The sequence below is a fragment of the Pararhizobium sp. IMCC21322 genome, from assembly GCF_030758295.1.
GTDB lineage: Bacteria > Pseudomonadota > Alphaproteobacteria > Rhizobiales.
The window spans coordinates 3500556-3517102 of the sequence record NZ_CP132335.1 but is presented as its reverse complement, the minus strand read 5'-3'; the positions used below and the strand labels follow the sequence as shown (position 1 = coordinate 3517102).

The following is a 16547-nucleotide window of genomic DNA, read 5'->3' as shown; positions in this document are numbered from 1 at the left end:
AAAACAGCAGAAGGAATATTTCCGCATGTGCTCTGATACTTCAGACGACATAAAACGGCAATTTGAACTGCGCGCCTTGCGCAGGCAGGCGCAGATTTTGCGACAGCCCGGAGACTGGGACAAGGCCAATGAAATTACCAGCCGCTACAAAAACGAAACGCGCCTCACATCACAAAAATACTATGGCGAATATGACGCCCGCGTTGCAAAGCGGCTTAAAACGCTCATCGACAAAGCGGGCGCGAAAACCAAAGACCATACTCTTAAGCTGTTTGGGACGGATCGGTTCAATCAGCAGAGCTTAAAACGCCAAGCGCACCGCGAGGTTCAACACGACCACGCCCGCCGTTTGAGCTCAATTGAGGGTCGGGAAAAAACCGAGCTCGGCAGCTTTTTGGATGTTGTCCATGAGCGCAATGAAAAGCGCGACAAAAGCAGGCAGGAATTCAAGCGTTCCGCAGATCGTCGCCAAGCAGATCAAAAGGAAAATCAACCACGCGGGCAGTCTCGCAGACTGAGCCGCGACCGCTAATCAAAAGCCAAAGGAGAACAAGATGAACATCACCAATACGGAAAACGACATGGCTGGCTTTCAACGCGCAATGGAGAGCAAGACTGGCCGCAGCCTGACAGGTTCACAGTTTCAGGTCGTTTGGAACCTCACGGAAATCACGCACCGGGAGATATTGCATTCCGGCAAGTTCAAGGACGTGCTCACCGATTTTTCCCAAACGTTCGCCCGCCATCAACCTTTCGACGCCATGAAAGCCGAGATTATCATCAGGGATGTCTATGCCTCGCGTTACGACCTAACCATGAAAGCGACGTTGAAGGTCCTGCAGGACAGAGAGGCAACGCTCACTGACCTCGAAAAAAGCAAAGGGCATGCTTACGCGATTAATATCGGCATACGGATAGAAGACGGTGACATCCCTCTCTACCGCGCCCTGGATAAAGCGGCTGTGGATTACGCACAAGATCTCGGGATTAGCGAAGCGGGCGCTAAACGCGTCATCGCAGAATCATTCAAAGCCAAAGAGGGAAAAGACTTCTACCAGTGGGCCAAGGAGACTGAGAAGCAGCATTATACTCCTGAAGCACGGTCCTTCAGCCGAAGAGAAAGAAAAGAAGACGGGCAAGCCCAAAGGCGAACGCGCACTCAGTCGCAATAGGGAGACACCATCATGAGAGATATTTTCTTCGCCAAGGTTGATTTGCCACACGGAAAAAACATGACCCTGCCAGTGACGCAATCTCACCTGGAGTTATTCGGGATACGTCAAAGCGCCGTTCACTATCTCAATGAGGCGCACGATACAGTACGCCGAATAGAACACGAGCAAACGCACGATCTGGGTCACATCGGACGCGCCGAAGCAATGTGTCTTAATTATCGTTTTCCTGCCGGGAACTTGCCAATGAATCAGTGCCTACGCTGGGAGCTGCTTTTGCACGCCATCGGTGAACTTCACAGTATCAAAGAGCAATTTGGCGAAGGGCTTATTGATAAGCCTGAGTGAGCGCGCCCGGCACGGTTTATTTTCATAACTAACTGAAAACGCAACAATATTACGCCGTTTTTACTTGATTTAATAGGACAATGTTCCTATTATGTTCTCTTTTGTTTGAATTGAAAAGGAGATCAAACAAGTAAACTAACTTATCGAGAGGCATGTTGACATGAAACAGAACACCCCCCCAAACTCGGACAAATCACCGGAGGCACACTCTGCACCGGGGAATGACGCGGTACAGTTTTCCCCCCTGATAATGGACTGGCAGGAATTCGCTCATTTGCTTGAAGTTAGCGATCTGACAGACGATCAAAAACGCGAATTCATCGAGATTTTATGCAACATTGTCACTGCCTTTGTTGATCTCGGCTTTGGCACCCATCCAGTGCAGCAAGCCTGTGAGCAAAAAGGCACATTGGGGCATATTTCTGCCCTGGATTTGGCTGGTCTGATAGAATCGGAAAATTCAATAAGACAACAATTTGAAGGTAGAGCGCACAAAGACGGGTTGCCTGAAAGCGAAGGAGGTCATCCATGAGTCAAACAAGCGAAAAAATAATCATACCCGACGCCGCCCTCCTATATTGTCGGGTTTCTGGCAAAAAACAGGAAAACGACGGGTCAGGTCTAGACACTCAAGAGCATCGTTGCCGCCAAGAGGCACAGCAATTGGGGTGCCCTGTTGAAGCCGTTTTTCCTGATACGATGACAGGTGGCGGTAACTTCATGAAGCGCTCAGGCATGGTCAATTTGTTGGCGCATCTGGATGCGAACCCACACAAACGTTATCTGGTGATCTTTGATGACCTCAAGCGCTATGCACGTGATACCGAATTTCACTTGGCCTTGCGACGTGAAATGCTAAAGCGCAATGCCATTCGCATCTGCCTGAACTTCAAATTTGAAGACACGCCGGAAGGAAAGTTTCTAGAGACCATATTGGCCGCGACGGGAACGCTTGAACGGGAACAAAATGCCCGCCAAGTATCGCAAAAAATGAAGGCGCGGATGGAGCAAGGTTTTTGGGTTAATCGTGCGGCTGTCGGTTACAAATATGTGAAATCCCCAAACGGAGGGAAAGAACTTGTTTTTGACGAACCTCAGGCGTCAATTTTGCGGGAAGCGCTTGAGGGGTTTGCATCGGGGCGGTTTGCGATGCAAGCGGAAGTACAACGCTTCCTTGAAAGCCAGCCCAAATATCCAAAGGACAAGGCGAATGGAAAACTCCGCCCGATGACCGTCACGCGTCTTTTGAAAAAGTCGATTTACGCGGGTTATGTTGAGTCCAAAGCTTGGAATGTTTCTTTACGGCCGGGGCGGCACGAAGGAATAATCTCTTTTGAGACGCACGAGAAAATCTTACATCGGCTACAAGCGGGTACTTACGCACCTGCGCGAAAAGACATCAATGAAGATTTTCCACTACGCGGATTTGTAGCATGCGGCTCTTGCTCAAAGCCTCTGACGGCTGGTTGGTCGAAAGGGAAATATAAGGAATACCCTTATTACCTCTGCCAAACCAAAACCTGTGCGGAGTATGGCAAATCATTGCCGCGCGCTGAAGTTGAAGGTCTATTTGAAGATATCCTAAAAGCCATGACCCCGACGGAGAACCTGTTCCGTTTGGTGAAGGCCATAATCGAAAAACTATGGGAACACCGCAGAACGCAGGCCAATGAGTTGGTTGAGAGTCTGCGCAGCGAAGCCAAAAAGATCGACAAAGAAATCAACAGTTTTCTTGACCGGATTGTAAATACGCAAAACAGTTCCGTTGTTGCCGCATACGAAAATAAGATTGCGACTCTGGAACGCCAGAAGCTCTTAGCCGCTGAAAAACTCGCCAAAAGCAAGCATCCGGAGAAGAGCAAAAAGCAAATTCTAGAACTCTCCCTGAAATTCCTGTCAAACCCTTGGAAACTATGGAATTCCGGCAATTTGATGCTGCAGAAAACAGTCCTAAGATTGGCATTTACAGACCGTTTGGAGTATCGCCGGATTGAAGGTTATAGAACACCAAAAACATCCTTACCTTTCAAGCTGTTAAGCCAAACTCAGGGCGGTAAAAATATGATGGTGCCGCAGGGGAGGATTGAACTCCCGACCTCGTCATTACCAATGACAGTGTCGAATAGCGAGGCAAGCGGCCTTTCGTATCAACTCCATCTATGACAATGGCTGAGACAGACGCTCATCTATCTTGGCATATTGTTGCTGATTTGGGCTAAAGGGCAAATTTGACGTGCAGTCGGGCCCAGGTTGGTGCGGCACAGTGCGACTTCAAATGTGGGCTAAATTCCGGGCCACCTAATAACGCGTTTATATAACAACGATTTAAAAGGGTGAATGGCGGAGAGGAAGGGATTCGAACCCTCGAAACGCTTTCACGCTTACACCCTTAGCAGGGGCGCGCCTTCAACCACTCGGCCACCTCTCCACCGCGGGGGATAGCGCGATGCGTTGCGGTAGTGCAAGAGTTTTCTCAGTGCCATTCACAAATTTGTTGTCCGGTTGCGGTCACAGCCGGATTTCCGAGCGCCGGGCGCGTTGGTTCGTCCAACAATTGCCATGGCAAGTTGCTAGTTGCCGAAGCGCTGAAACTTTTTTTGAAACTTATTTTGAAGCCCCGCCGTAGACCTTGTAGTTCCAACGTCAACAACCAACAGAGAGCTTATTATGACGCAGTTCCTTTCTTCCTCATCATCCCGCCTCCCGAATGTTGCCGGCAAGACCTTTCTTGCCTGGTCTTGCGCTCCTCTTCTGGCACTTGGCCTGCTGCTGGGTCAGGCCAATGCAGTCGGATCTGATAGTTCCGAGCCACCCAAGCCGACTGAGACAACGCAAAAGTGCAAGAACGGGCAGCTGTGGGACAAGGACACCAAAACCTGCGTATCCGCCCAGCAAGGCATGTTTGATGATGACACACTCTATGATGCCGCGCGGGAATTGGCTTATGACGGCCAGTATGAGAACGCGATTGACCTTTTGCAGCTGGCCGGCAACTCCGATGATCCGCGTATCTTGAACTATCTTGGTTTTTCAAACCGCAAGGCGGGCCGGATGGATGTCGGTATGGGATATTACAAGGAAGCGCTGAAGCGCGACCCGGATTACATTCTGGCGCGCTCCTATATGGGTCAGGCCTATTTGCAGCAGAACCAGCGCAATGCGGCTCGTGATCAGCTTCTGGAAATTGAAGCACGAGGCGGCAAGGGCACCTGGGCGCATACGGCTCTGGTCATGGCTATGAAGAACGCCAGCACTTATTAATGCCTGTCGGCATTCACAGTCAGACTTGATTACCTAAAAAAAGGCCGTGGCGCTGGGATACAGCGCCACGGCCTTCTTGTGACTGCTTGAGATCAGATCAGGCGAGGGCCTGTTCCAGATCTGCAATGATGTCTGCCGGATCTTCGATGCCGATAGACACGCGCACCACGTCGGGACCAGCACCCGCAGCTTTTTTCTGCTCGTCGGACAATTGGCGATGGGTTGTGGAAGCCGGGTGAATGATCAGGCTTCTGGTATCGCCAATATTGGCAAGGTGAGACAGAAGCTCGACTTTTCCGACCATGGCTACGCCGGCATCATAGCCACCGGTTACACCGAAGGTGAACACTGCGCCTGCGCCCTTTGGCATGTATTTCTGCTGGAGCTGGTGATAGCGATCACCCGGCAGGCCTGCATAGGAGACCCATGCAATTTTCGGGTGGTTCGACAGGAATTCAGCCACTTTCAGGGCATTTTCACAATGGCGCTGCATGCGCAGGCTCAAGGTTTCAATGCCGGTCAGGATGTTGAAGGAATTGGTTGGCGAAATTGCGGGACCCAAATCTCGCAGGCCAAGTACGCGGCAGGCAATTGCAAAGGCGAAATTGCCAAAAACTTCACCAATAACCATGTTGTTGTATTCAGGACGTGGCTCGCTGAGCATCGGGTAGCGGCCTTCACGCATCCAGTCGAATGTACCGCCATCCACGATGGCACCGCCCATGGAATTGCCGTGACCACCGAGGAATTTTGTCAGCGAGTGCACAACAATGTCTGCGCCATGCTCAAAAGGGCGGCACAGGTAGGGGGTTGCCATGGTGTTATCGACAATCAGCGGAACGCCTGCACGTTTCGCAATCTTGCTGATGGCTTCAATATCGGTCACCACGCCGCCGGGATTGGCAAGGCTCTCGATGAAAATGGCTTTGGTTTTTGGTGTAATTGCATTTTCAAAAGACGACAGATCATCTGAATCTGCCCACACGACGTTCCAGCCGAAATTCTTGAACGAGTGGTTCATCTGGTTGATGGAGCCACCATAGAGTTTATTGGCTGCAACAATTTCATCGCCGGGCTGCATCAATGTGTGGAACACCAGCAATTGAGCGGAGTGTCCAGATGCCACGGCAAGTCCTGCAGTGCCGCCTTCAAGGGCCGCAACGCGCTCTTCCAGAACAGCTGTCGTGGGGTTTGTGATGCGTGTGTAGATGTTTCCGAATGCCTGCAAGCCAAACAGGCTGGCAGCATGGTCGACATCTTCAAACACAAAAGCTGTGGTCTGGTAGATTGGGGTTGCGCGTGCACCGGTGGTCGGGTCGGGCTTGGCACCTGCATGAACTGCAAGCGTGTCAAATGATGGGCCGTTTTCAGACATGGACGTTCCTCGGTTCGTTGATCAGTGTTTATTTAGTGCTCAGTTTAATCCTCTGGGCGGCTGTCATAGCGGATTTTTGCCATGGCTGGCAAACAAAGCGTTGCCGCGAAAACCGCCAAGCAGGAAAAATCAGTTTTAATCCACACCGTAAAGCAGGAATTGAAGCTGGAATGTGGGGTTAACGGAAAATAAGCCAGACACCGTGCCCGGCCAGGCCCAACGCCAAGACAAGCGTGACCAGTGCCGACAGGCCAAAGCCAATAAAGCGTTGCCAGCCCGGTGCATCATCCTGAATGAAGTGCCACGCATGAAGGATACGGCCTAGGACGAATAGAATGCCAAGAATGTGCAAAACAAACACCGGTGTGCCAATCATCGCGGCAATTGCCAGCATGATCAGCGTGATCGGAATGTTTTCTGCGGCATTTGCATGACCGCGCATTGTGCGTATCAGATGCTTGTTGCCGCCATCCCCAAGCGAAATACGATGTTTTCGGCGCAAAGACCCCGTGCTGTTTCCCAGCCAGATCAGGATAAAAGCACACAGGGCTGTATAAATACCAATGGCAGCAATGGCGGCCGGGTCAAAGGGGGTGTTCACTGTGTTTCCTATCTGCCTTGATTCTACTGATTTCTATATACGGTTGAATTATGTCTTCGGATAGCTCCTTCCTGTTTAACTCATGAGCAGAACAGGAACAGGGGACACGACCAAGTTACGCGCGCACCGAGTGGTGAAAGTTCCGCCCAGCGGAACTGTCGGGTATTTCGATGGTGTTTCAAGAGGGGATAAGCATTAGTTGCCTCAAGTCGAATATCAATTCGAAATCCATAATGGGAGGAACTCAAATGCGTAAGAAAATGGCCATCCTAGTCGGGGCATTGGTTTTGTTTGCAACAAGTGCGAGCGCCGAATAAGGCTGGTGGAGGCATTCACAATCTCGCCTTGTCAACGCTGAACATCATTCAGGGCGATATTCCACAACCTATCAATGTAACAACGATGCCGGGCGCGGGAACGGTTGCGGGGACACGGTTCGTGGCCGAACAACCAGCAGATGGATACACATTTCTCTTTATTCACGACGCACCTTTTCAAACCAGCGCAATGGGGTTGCTTGGATTTGAGCTTCTCGATCAGATGGAGCCAGTTGCGCGCGTTGCCCAGTTCTGTCTTGGTCTGTTTGCTGGCGGGGACGCGCCTTATACAAACCTTACAGAGTTGCAGGCTTACGCAACTGAGCATCCAAATGAGATCAATGCTGCCATCAATATCGGGTCGCTGTCGCACATAAATATGCTGCGACTGGAGGAGGAACTTGGAATTGATCTTAATCTTGTATCGGTTGGCGGTGGTGGTGCGGCCAGTCGTCAGGCGTTGATATCCGGTGAAATTGATCTGATTGATAACTCGCCAACGGAAATCGGCTCTCAGGTGCGCGCAGGTGATGTTACTGCTTTGGCCTGGTACGGAAGTGAACGGCATCCGTCTTTGTCTGAACTCAGCACAATGGGTGAACAGGGGTTCCAGACCCCCCGGACAAGCTGTGCCTACGGTTATTTGTGGGGTCGCAAGGATATGCCTCAGGAGATCAAGGACTATTGGAGCGGCATATTTACCGAGGCTTTTTCCGATCCGGCAAAACGTGATGAGTTGATGAAGCAAACCAATATGCCATCAGCGCTTTTGACAGGCGCAGAGCTCGCAAAGTTCTCAAAAGAAATGAACGATGAGCGCCGATCTGCGTTTGAGCGCTTTGGCTTGGTCAAAAAATAAAATCTTGGAGGAGCCGACCGGGGCTATTCGGTCGGCTCCTCCTGTGTTGCTGCCTTAAACCTGCTGACTTGCTATCCTGGTTTTCGGCGGGTCCATTTTTTTGATGTCGGGTCATTTGAAGCGTCATTCACAAATGTGTTCTTGCGAGTGGCCGAGTGGCGTTGGTTGGCTGAGGAGGGGAACTAAAGATGCGTGATATTGTTTCAGGCGCGTTGCTGACGGTCTTCTCCGCATTGATGTACTGGTGCGCTACCTTGATTGAAAATCCCGGCTACGATTTGCTGGGGCCAGGTTTTTTTCCAAAGCTTGCTGTTATGATGATGGGGGTTTTGTCAGCCATGCTGTTGTGTGTGGCAGTGTTTAGGCATTTTCAGAACACCGAGGCTGCGGGTGACGTTCATCAGCTGAATAGGTTGCTGGCACCGGAATTTTTTCGTCAAAGTCTCATTGTCCTGTTTCTGGGTATCTATGTGTTCGTTCTTATCTCAGGATTGGCAAATTTTGAGGTGGCTTCGCTCTTTTTTGTACTGTCCGCGGGTGCCGTTTTGGCTCCTTTACGCGCCAAATCGCTCATCATTTTGGGCGTGACGGCCGTGCTGGCAGTTTCTGCGATCTCTTACACATTCCGCAGCATCCTTTTCGTCAACCTTCCTTAGTGAGTGGGTATGAACGACCTTCTTAATTCTCTTGCCTACATGGTTGAGCCGATGCCGATGCTTTACTGCATCATCGGCGTTGTTGCCGGGGTTATTGTCGGCGCTATTCCAGGGCTGGGTGGCGGCATGTTGATGGCGCTGGTCCTACCCGCAACTTTTGCAATGGATAATCTGCTCGCCCAAGTCTTGCTGATCGGCATTTATGTGGGTGGTGTTACAGGTGGCCTGTCATCGGCTGTTTTGATTGGTGTGCCGGGGACGCCAGCAGCTGTCATGACGGCGATTGACGGCAACGCAATGGCAAGAAAAGGGTTTGCCGCACGAGCGCTTTCTATTGGGATTATGGCCTCTTTGTTTGGGGGCATTGTGTCCTGGCTGGTTTTGGCGGGACTGTCAGCGCCATTGGCACGCCTGGCATCACAACTTCAAAGCTTTGATTACTTCGTTTTCATCGCGCTCGGCCTGATCCTGATTGCATTTGCAGGGCAGGAATCTGTGCTCAAGTCTCTTATTTCCGGTGCTCTTGGTATCAGTCTGGCTCTGGTTGGTTTCGACAGTATTTCAGCGACAAACCGGTTTACGTTCGGAGTTCCCTCGCTGTCGAACGGTTTTGACCTTTTGGCGGTTCTGATTGGCGCGTTTGCAGTGCGGCAGATGCTGGTTGATTCAAGTGATGAGCGGCCTGTTGTGCAGCAGGCTTCAGCGCGGCTCCCGGAAATTCTACACGAGCTTGGGCGACCATTCCGCCATTTCGGCAATTTGATCAGATCGTCTCTCATCGGCACAGTCATTGGGCTCATGCCAGGCATAGGTGCAAATATTGGTGCAATTGTCGCTTATTCAGCGGCAAAAGGACTGTCCAAAAACCGTGAAGAGTTTGGTCACGGCAGTGAAGAGGCTCTCGTGGCCTCGGAAAGCGGAAACAACGCAACAGTTGGTGGCGCGCTTGTACCAATGATCGCATTGGGTATTCCGGGATCGGGTCAGGATGTGTTGCTGATGGCAGCACTCATTTTGCACCAGATCCAGCCCGGGCCGCTTCTTGTTTCAGAGCATCCGGAAGTGTTTTACGGGATTATTTCAACCTATCTGGTCGCTAATATTGTCACCTTGTTCGTGATGGTTTTGTCTGTGCGCTACCTTCGCTCGGTTCTCTCAGTGCCCAAATATCTGTTGGTTCCTCTTGTACTCATGATGTGCACCGTAGGTGTTATCTCGACAAATAACCGGGTTGAAGACACCGCAATTATGTTTGCCTTTGGTGTGCTTGGTCTTTTCATGTCGTGGTTCCGGTTTCCACTCGCACCGTTTGTTATCGGTTTCATTCTTGCGCCGTTGGCAGAAGAACGGTTGCGAACTGCGGCAGGGACCGCGCGTGGCAACTGGCTTGAATTATTGATGACGCCTGTCCCCCTGGCAGCCATTGCAATTCTGATTGCCATTGGCCTGACATACTTGATTGGCCGAAAACACTTCCGGACCGAGGTGGGCAGGCAGCCCAAAAAACCATAACGAAATTCAAATATCATCAGATCTGAAAGTCAGCTCATGCGCCAACCGAATTTTCTTCTGTTCATGACCGATCAGCATCGGGCCGACCATTTGGGTTGTTATGGTAATCCGATTGTTCAAACCCCCAACATTGACGGGATTGCAGAGCGTGGGCGGCGCTTTGACAAGTTTTATGTGGCATGTCCAATCTGTATGCCAAACCGCATTGACATGATGACGGGCCGAATGCCCGGTACGAACGGGTCGCGGCATAATGGTATTCCACTTGATCTTGAAGCCGTGACATTTGTCGATTTGCTGCGATCTGCAGGTTACAAGACCGGCCTGATCGGCAAGAGTCACCTTCAGAACATGACGGGCCGTGCCGTAAGCCATGATGCCAGCCGGCAAAAGTTCAATCTGGCCGAGCCACCAGAATATCTTTGTGATGCCGTTCGCGAGCGGAGGACTGGGCCGGCATATGAGGCTGAGATGATGAAGCAGTGGGCTGAAAATCCGGATCGGGAGATCAGTCTTCCCTATTACGGATTTGATCATGTGCGCTTTGCAAATGGGCATGGAGATCAGGTGCATGGCCATTATGACCGCTGGCTTCAGGACAGGCACACCAATCCGGAAGCCTTGCGCGGCCCGGATGCAGCCCTGAAATCGCCGGGTTTGCGAGCGCCGCAGGCCTGGCGCACCGCAATACCTGAAGAGCTTTATCCAACCAGCTACGTGGCGGATGAAACACTCTCGTTTCTTGATGAGTTGGCAAAAGGGGATGGGAGCCAGCCTTTTTTCATTCAGTGCTCCTTTCCCGATCCGCATCATCCGTTCACGCCTCCGGGACGTTACTTTGATTTATACGATCCCGATGACATGCCGCTTCCTGACACTTTCAAGACTGTTGGAAAGGATGAGCATCCGTTTCTCACGGCGTTGCGGTCTGACACAATCAATGACAAAGCTGACGATGCAGGACCCAGACCCTTTGTGACGACCGACGCTGAAGCGACCCGGCAGATCATAGCCTTGACCTACGGAATGATAACCATGGTTGATGATGCTATTGGGCGTGTTCTGGAAGGATTGCGGGCGCGCGGCCTTGATGAAAATACAATTGTAATTTTTACCAGTGACCATGGTGATTTCATGGGAGATCATGGATTGATGTTGAAGCACGGGCTTCACTACGATGGGGTTTTGCGTGTCCCCTTTATCTGGTCTGAGCCTGACGAACCGGGCGCCAGCGTCAGCCAACAACTGGGCGGCACCATTGATATTGGCACAACGATACTGGCGCGTGCAGGATTGGCACCTCAAAACGGATCCCAGGGTATGGATATCATATCTGCAACCGGCTCCAACGAATTGGCATCCCGTCAGGGCATGCTGGTGGAAGAGGACGAATTGGGCATCCATCTTGGCAGAAACGAGGGCATGCGGACGCGCACCTTCGTGACCGGAAGATGGAGATTAAGCCTGTTCGATGGCATGGATTACGGGGAGCTTTTCGATCGTGAACTTGATCCAGATGAGACCGAAAACCTTTGGAATTCGCCTACCCATGCGCAGCCCCGTGCCGAACTGATGGAGTTAATGCTTCGAGAGATGATCCGCCTCGGTGATACCGCGCCCCGACCCACACATGTAGCCTAGAAAGAGTGGAGCCATGCGTCAGAGAACGACGGGTCTTTGGGAACACGACAGGAGCCGGGCGACTGATGGCTTTACCCTGATCAGCCCGCTTCATACCCAACAGACCTATCTTGTCGATATGAGGGGCGAAGTAGTTCATTCCTGGTCACACCCGTTCGTTCCCGGAAACTATGCCTATCTACTGGAAAACGGCAATTTGCTGTGGTCGGGCGAAACACCCGATGGCCCTCGGCCAGTTGGCGGCAAAGGTGGCCTGTTGCGCGAATACAGTTGGGAAGGCGACATTATCTGGGAACATGCCGATGATCGCCAGCACCATGATTTCAGACGGCTTTCGAACGGAAACACGGTTTATCTGGGATGGGAACAAATGCCTGAAGAGGCTGCGCTTCGTGTTCGAGGTGCCGAACCGGGTACAGAAGATGATCAGGGTGTTATCTGGGGAGACTTCCTGCGCGAGGTTACGCCTGGCGGAGAGACCGTTTGGGAATGGCACACGCATTCCGGCATGCAAATTGAAAAGTTTCCGTTGCACGCCATGAGCACGAGAAAAGAGTTCCTCCACACCAATGCGGTGACGGAATTGCCAGACGGCGATTTTATGGTGAGCTTTCGCAAAAACAGTTGCATTGCAATTATTGAAAAAGCGACCTCGCAACTGGTTTGGCATCATCAGGATGACAGTTGGGGGCAGCAGCATGATTGCACGATGCTTCAGAACGGAAACATTCTTCTGTTTGCAAATGGATTGCACGTGCCGGGCGGCGTACCATTTTCCCGGGTTGTTGAATTTGATCCGGAATCCGGGCGGGAAGTCTGGACATATAAGGGCGCGCCGCCACACACTTTTTTCAGTCCTAACATTAGCGGCGCTCAGAGGCTTTGGAGCGGAAACACTTTGATATGCGAAGGTTTGAACGGGCGCATATTCGAGGTTACTCCCAGTGGCAATATTGTGTGGGAGTTCGTGGCGCCATGGTTTGGTTCTTTCATGGGAGGGGAGTCCAATTCGGTCTTCCGGGCCTATCGTTATGCAGCAGATTCTGCGCAAATCAGAGGGCGACTTGGATCTAACTGAGTGTTTCAAACTGCTGGCGGGGCGGTGGTCTCTTTTCTATGATTTAATAGTTATTAGAATTACGCCAGGGAATTGTCGGTGATGCGAAGTCTCGCTCGTGGTCTGAGTGTTCTTGATTTTATCGCACGTAGTGAAGGTGTGACCTTCAGTGCGATTGTAGAGGCCACGGGCCTGTCGAAAGCTGTCGTCCACAGGATCGTTGCGGAGTTGTTACGCAGCGGGTTTGTATTCCGTAACCGATCCAACAAGAAATTTTTCGGGGCACCGTTGATCGCCGCGTCACCCAGTGGCTCCTACGCCACAGTTCTCCTCAGTGCCGCGTCCCAACCGATGGATTGGCTGGTGAAGAAAATTTCCTGGCCGTCAGATCTGTTTATCCATGAAGGACGGCAGATGGTGATGATTGAATCAAGCCGACCATCCTCTCCGTTTCACTTGCGGTGGAGCCGTATTGGTCGAAATGCGCCCATGCTGCTGTCGTCGGTGGGTCGGGCGTTGCTTGCGGCAATGCCGCCGGAAGAACGCCAGACGATATATGACGAACTGAAAGCCGAAGGCGAATGGAAGAGCCAGATTGGTTGGCTGAAGCGTCCATTGGATCACATTATTGATGAGGCCTCGGAGCGCGGATATGCTGAACGCGAACGCAGCTTTGCCGGTCCGGTTCTGGAACGTAGCGGCGAGACCTCCTTTGCGGTCGCAATCAGGGCCGGCAGTGTCATTATCGGTGCAATTAACATCTGGTGGCCGTCTTCGGCAGATCCTGATCAGACTTTTATCTCCAGGTTCAAAGAACCTCTTCTGGAGTGCCGATCAAAGATCGAAACCAATCTCAGTATTTGCGACTAGTTATTCGGAAGGCATTCAAAGCGGTCTTTTCGCTTTTCACCAAGCCTTTTGCAGCGCAGCAACTTGCGCGGTTTAGCGTGATCCGGTAATCGCTTGTCATGACAACACATCCAGATTCCATATTGATCGTCGATTTCGGCTCTCAGGTAACCCAGCTTATTGCAAGGCGGGTACGCGAGGCCGGTATTTATTGTGAAATTGCTCCATTTCAGGCGGCAGAAGATGCCTTTGAACGGATGCAGCCGAAAGGCGTGATTTTGTCAGGAGGCCCAGCATCGACATCGGAAATCGATTCTCCCCGTGCACCTGATATTGTCTTCGATAGTGGCGTGCCAATACTTGGCATTTGCTATGGTCAGATGACCATGTGTGTGCAGATTGGTGGTCAGGCGGAAGGGTCGGATCATCGCGAGTTTGGTCGCGCCTTTGTCGATGTCAAAAAGGCTTCTCCGTTGTTTGATGGCGTCTGGGAAACCGGCAGCAGCCATCAGGTCTGGATGAGCCATGGAGACCGGGTCATTTCATTGCCGGAAGGTTTTGAGGTTCTGGCCGTGTCCGAAGGGGCACCCTATGCAGCTTATGCCAATGAAGCCAGGAAATATTATGGCGTGATGTTCCACCCCGAAGTGGTGCATACGCCGGATGGCGGCAAGCTTCTGTCGAATTTTGTGCACAAGATCGTTGGTCTTGAAACCAATTGGAGCATGGCCGGCTATCGCGAACGTGCGGTGCAGACCATTCGGGATCAGGTGGGCGATAAGCGTGTGATCTGCGCGTTGTCAGGCGGTGTGGATTCATCGGTTGCTGCGTTGCTGATTCATGAAGCCATTGGCGATCAGCTGAATTGTATTCTGGTTGACCATGGTCTGATGCGTAAGGACGAGGCGGCTGATGTGGTGGCCATGTTTGGTGAGCATTATGATCTGAATTTGAAGCTTGTTGATGCGTCAGACCGCTTTATTGATGCGCTGGAAGGGGAAGGAGACCCGGAGACGAAGCGCAAAACCATTGGACGCCTGTTCATTGAAGTATTTGAGGAAGAGGCCGAGGCTATTGGCGGGGCAGACTTTCTGGCGCAGGGCACGCTCTATCCCGATGTGATTGAAAGTGTTTCGTTTAGCGGCGGACCGTCGGTCACCATCAAATCGCATCACAATGTCGGCGGTTTGCCAGAGCGCATGAATATGCAGCTCGTCGAACCGCTGCGTGAATTGTTCAAGGATGAGGTGAGGGCGCTTGGTCGCGAATTAGGCCTGCCGGACAGTTTTGTCGGGCGCCATCCGTTTCCCGGTCCGGGCCTTGCCATTCGCTGCCCTGGTGGTGTGACACGGGAAAAACTGGCCATATTGCGTCAGGCGGATGCGATCTATCTGGATGAAATCCGCAAAGCAGGCCTGTACGATACGATCTGGCAGGCATTTGCCGTTTTGCTTCCGGTGCAGACCGTTGGCGTTATGGGCGATAGCCGAACTTATGAATCCGTTTGTGCCTTGCGTGCGGTTACATCAGTGGACGGAATGACCGCCGATTTTTACCACTATGATATGAATTTTCTGGGCCGTGCCGCGACCCGGATCATCAATGAGGTGAGGGGCATCAATCGTGTGGTTTATGATATTACCTCAAAACCGCCCGGCACGATTGAGTGGGAATGAGCTCAGGCATGTTGTGAGCACCGCAATCATGCTGTCCTGCGTATGCTCGCGTCTTTGCGTGACCAGAGAGCGTCTTTCAATACGATGCCGTGACCGTGGGCTTCACTCAGTTTGATCATACCTCGTTCGACGGTCGGCACGCCCTGTGCCAATTCTGGATACCACCCAGTATAAAAAGCGCGGACGCTTTCCTGAATCAGTGCGTTTTTCAGGTGCATCGACAGATGGGAGGACGCGGCGTAAACCACAGGCCCAGTGCAGTCATGCGGCGCGACAGGTACTTTGTAGGCCTCGGCCATCCCGGCAATCTTGCGCGCTTCGGTGACACCGCCACACCATGATAAATCCAGCATGACAACGCCCGCAACACCGGTTTCCAGAAAGGCGCGAAAGGCGGCAGTGCCATTCAAGGTTTCAGATGCACAAATCCAGGTTTTACACGCTGTCGCATACTCGGCCAGGTCGCCCGGCGTATCCAGCCGAAACGGATCTTCATGCCAATAGGTCTTGAAAGGGACCAACTCTTGCGCCAGCCGCTTTGCCATGGGCAGTGACCACAATGAGTGGAATTCAACCATGATATCCATTTCATCGCCGACTGCGTCTCGTATCTGTTCAAACGGTTTGAGAGCGGTACGTAATTCCTGCGGTGTAATATCAAAGCCACCTGAGCGTTCTGCGGCGATATCGAAGGGCCAAATTTTCATGGCTTTTATGCCGTCATCAAGCAGTGATTTTGCTAGGGTGCCAGCATCTGTCAGAAAGGCCTCAAGGTCCTCATATGGTCCGTCGCTCTCACCGGCGTTCCAATTTTCAACCGTTTGGCCTTGGTGGTTGCGGACATATTTATAGCCAGCGCAGGTGTTGTAGGTGCGGATTGCATCGCGAGACCTCCCGCCCAGCGCGTCGGCCAGCGGCAGATTTATTGCTTTGGCAAACAAATCCCACAGCGCAATGTCTAGGGCAGAATAGGCACGTGTCTCAACACCCGCACCGCGCCAGCCAATATAATCGCCCAGCTGATTGATACAGTCCTGAAGGTGCATTGGATTTTTGCCGAGCAGTCGCGGGGCGCACCAATCGTGGATGTAAGCTTCCACAGCGGACGCCCCAAAAAAAGGTCTCGCCAAGCCCGATCAGGCCTTCATCTGTCTCGACCACCACCCAGATGATATTGGCAAACTCATCAAGCCGGAGCGTCTTTATTGCTGTGATTTTCATAT

Annotated in this window: 15 protein-coding genes, 1 tRNA gene and 1 pseudogene; 13 read left to right on the top strand and 4 right to left on the bottom strand. The window is 51.9% G+C overall.

What is annotated here, in order from left to right; all coding sequences use genetic code 11:
* The first annotated feature begins 25 nt into the window (after nt 1-25).
* The 5 genes from RAL91_RS16495 to RAL91_RS16475 all read left to right on the top strand — a co-directional run bounded on the left by RAL91_RS16495 (nt 26) and on the right by RAL91_RS16475 (nt 3683).
* Entirely contained in the window at nt 26-532 is a 507-nt protein-coding gene (locus RAL91_RS16495; protein WP_306257349.1) for a hypothetical protein, read from the top strand.
* A 22-nt stretch (nt 533-554) separates the two neighbouring features.
* Nucleotides 555-1172, top strand: coding sequence for a hypothetical protein (locus tag RAL91_RS16490; RefSeq protein ID WP_306257348.1), 618 nt, complete (start codon nt 555-557; stop codon nt 1170-1172).
* A 12-nt stretch (nt 1173-1184) separates the two neighbouring features.
* Nucleotides 1185-1520, top strand: coding sequence for a hypothetical protein (locus RAL91_RS16485; protein ID WP_306257347.1), 336 nt, complete (start codon nt 1185-1187; stop codon nt 1518-1520).
* 160 nt (nt 1521-1680) lie between these two features.
* A complete protein-coding gene (locus tag RAL91_RS16480) occupies nt 1681-2052 on the top strand; it encodes a hypothetical protein (protein WP_306257346.1) in 372 nt (123 codons plus the stop codon).
* A complete protein-coding gene (locus RAL91_RS16475) occupies nt 2049-3683 on the top strand; it encodes a recombinase family protein (protein WP_306257345.1) in 1635 nt (544 codons plus the stop codon). Before RAL91_RS16480 ends, RAL91_RS16475 begins: the two co-directional genes overlap by 4 nt.
* 175 nt (nt 3684-3858) lie before the next feature.
* Here RAL91_RS16475 and RAL91_RS16470 read toward each other — a convergent pair.
* Nucleotides 3859-3948: transfer RNA gene (locus RAL91_RS16470), tRNA-Ser, on the bottom strand.
* 239 nt (nt 3949-4187) lie between these two features.
* On the opposite strand from RAL91_RS16470, the gene RAL91_RS16465 reads away from it, so the two are divergent.
* Nucleotides 4188-4781: a M48 family metallopeptidase gene (locus tag RAL91_RS16465; protein ID WP_306257344.1), complete on the top strand. Its 594-nt coding sequence runs from the start codon at nt 4188-4190 to the stop codon at nt 4779-4781.
* 97 nt (nt 4782-4878) lie between these two features.
* Here the strand turns inward: RAL91_RS16465 and RAL91_RS16460 are convergent, their stop codons facing one another.
* Nucleotides 4879-6156 (bottom strand): O-acetylhomoserine aminocarboxypropyltransferase, encoded by a 1278-nt coding sequence (locus RAL91_RS16460; protein ID WP_306257343.1) that lies wholly within the window; start codon nt 6154-6156, stop codon nt 4879-4881.
* Between the two features lie 178 nt (nt 6157-6334).
* Complete coding sequence (locus RAL91_RS16455; protein ID WP_306257342.1) at nt 6335-6757, bottom strand: MAPEG family protein; 423 nt, start codon at nt 6755-6757, stop codon at nt 6335-6337.
* Nucleotides 6758-7057: 300 nt separating this feature from the next.
* Between RAL91_RS16455 and RAL91_RS16450 the strand changes: the two genes are divergently transcribed.
* The 7 genes from RAL91_RS16450 to guaA all read left to right on the top strand — a co-directional run bounded on the left by RAL91_RS16450 (nt 7058) and on the right by guaA (nt 15324).
* Complete coding sequence (locus RAL91_RS16450; protein WP_306262972.1) at nt 7058-7933, top strand: tripartite tricarboxylate transporter substrate binding protein; 876 nt, start codon at nt 7058-7060, stop codon at nt 7931-7933.
* 188 nt (nt 7934-8121) lie between these two features.
* Nucleotides 8122-8589, top strand: a complete 468-nt coding sequence (locus RAL91_RS16445; RefSeq protein WP_306257341.1) for a tripartite tricarboxylate transporter TctB family protein — start codon at nt 8122-8124, stop codon at nt 8587-8589.
* Nucleotides 8590-8598: 9 nt separating this feature from the next.
* Nucleotides 8599-10101 (top strand): tripartite tricarboxylate transporter permease, encoded by a 1503-nt coding sequence (locus tag RAL91_RS16440; RefSeq protein ID WP_306257340.1) that lies wholly within the window; start codon nt 8599-8601, stop codon nt 10099-10101.
* Between the two features lie 36 nt (nt 10102-10137).
* On the top strand, nt 10138-11742 hold the full coding sequence (locus RAL91_RS16435; protein WP_306257339.1) for a sulfatase: 1605 nt from the start codon (nt 10138-10140) through the stop codon (nt 11740-11742).
* Nucleotides 11743-11755: 13 nt separating this feature from the next.
* Complete coding sequence (locus tag RAL91_RS16430) at nt 11756-12820, top strand: arylsulfotransferase family protein (RefSeq protein WP_306257338.1); 1065 nt, start codon at nt 11756-11758, stop codon at nt 12818-12820.
* An 81-nt stretch (nt 12821-12901) separates the two neighbouring features.
* Nucleotides 12902-13669, top strand: a complete 768-nt coding sequence (locus tag RAL91_RS16425; RefSeq protein WP_306262971.1) for an IclR family transcriptional regulator — start codon at nt 12902-12904, stop codon at nt 13667-13669.
* A 98-nt stretch (nt 13670-13767) separates the two neighbouring features.
* Nucleotides 13768-15324: a glutamine-hydrolyzing GMP synthase gene (gene guaA / locus RAL91_RS16420; protein WP_306257337.1), complete on the top strand. Its 1557-nt coding sequence runs from the start codon at nt 13768-13770 to the stop codon at nt 15322-15324.
* A gap of 26 nt (nt 15325-15350) precedes the next feature.
* On the opposite strand, the pseudogene RAL91_RS16415 reads toward guaA, so the two are convergent.
* A pseudogene (locus RAL91_RS16415) lies at nt 15351-16545 on the bottom strand (mandelate racemase/muconate lactonizing enzyme family protein).
* Nucleotides 16546-16547 lie beyond the last annotated feature (2 nt).

Coding starts and splice junctions, on each gene's coding strand:
- RAL91_RS16495 (WP_306257349.1), top strand. CDS start 26: ATGTGCTCTGATACTTCAGACGACATAAAACGGCAATTTGAACTGCGC.
- RAL91_RS16490 (WP_306257348.1), top strand. CDS start 555: ATGAACATCACCAATACGGAAAACGACATGGCTGGCTTTCAACGCGCA.
- RAL91_RS16485 (WP_306257347.1), top strand. CDS start 1,185: ATGAGAGATATTTTCTTCGCCAAGGTTGATTTGCCACACGGAAAAAAC.
- RAL91_RS16480 (WP_306257346.1), top strand. CDS start 1,681: ATGAAACAGAACACCCCCCCAAACTCGGACAAATCACCGGAGGCACAC.
- RAL91_RS16475 (WP_306257345.1), top strand. CDS start 2,049: ATGAGTCAAACAAGCGAAAAAATAATCATACCCGACGCCGCCCTCCTA.
- RAL91_RS16465 (WP_306257344.1), top strand. CDS start 4,188: ATGACGCAGTTCCTTTCTTCCTCATCATCCCGCCTCCCGAATGTTGCC.
- RAL91_RS16460 (WP_306257343.1), bottom strand. CDS start 6,156: ATGTCTGAAAACGGCCCATCATTTGACACGCTTGCAGTTCATGCAGGT.
- RAL91_RS16445 (WP_306257341.1), top strand. CDS start 8,122: ATGCGTGATATTGTTTCAGGCGCGTTGCTGACGGTCTTCTCCGCATTG.
- RAL91_RS16440 (WP_306257340.1), top strand. CDS start 8,599: ATGAACGACCTTCTTAATTCTCTTGCCTACATGGTTGAGCCGATGCCG.
- RAL91_RS16435 (WP_306257339.1), top strand. CDS start 10,138: ATGCGCCAACCGAATTTTCTTCTGTTCATGACCGATCAGCATCGGGCC.
- RAL91_RS16430 (WP_306257338.1), top strand. CDS start 11,756: ATGCGTCAGAGAACGACGGGTCTTTGGGAACACGACAGGAGCCGGGCG.
- RAL91_RS16425 (WP_306262971.1), top strand. CDS start 12,902: ATGCGAAGTCTCGCTCGTGGTCTGAGTGTTCTTGATTTTATCGCACGT.
- guaA (WP_306257337.1), top strand. CDS start 13,768: ATGACAACACATCCAGATTCCATATTGATCGTCGATTTCGGCTCTCAG.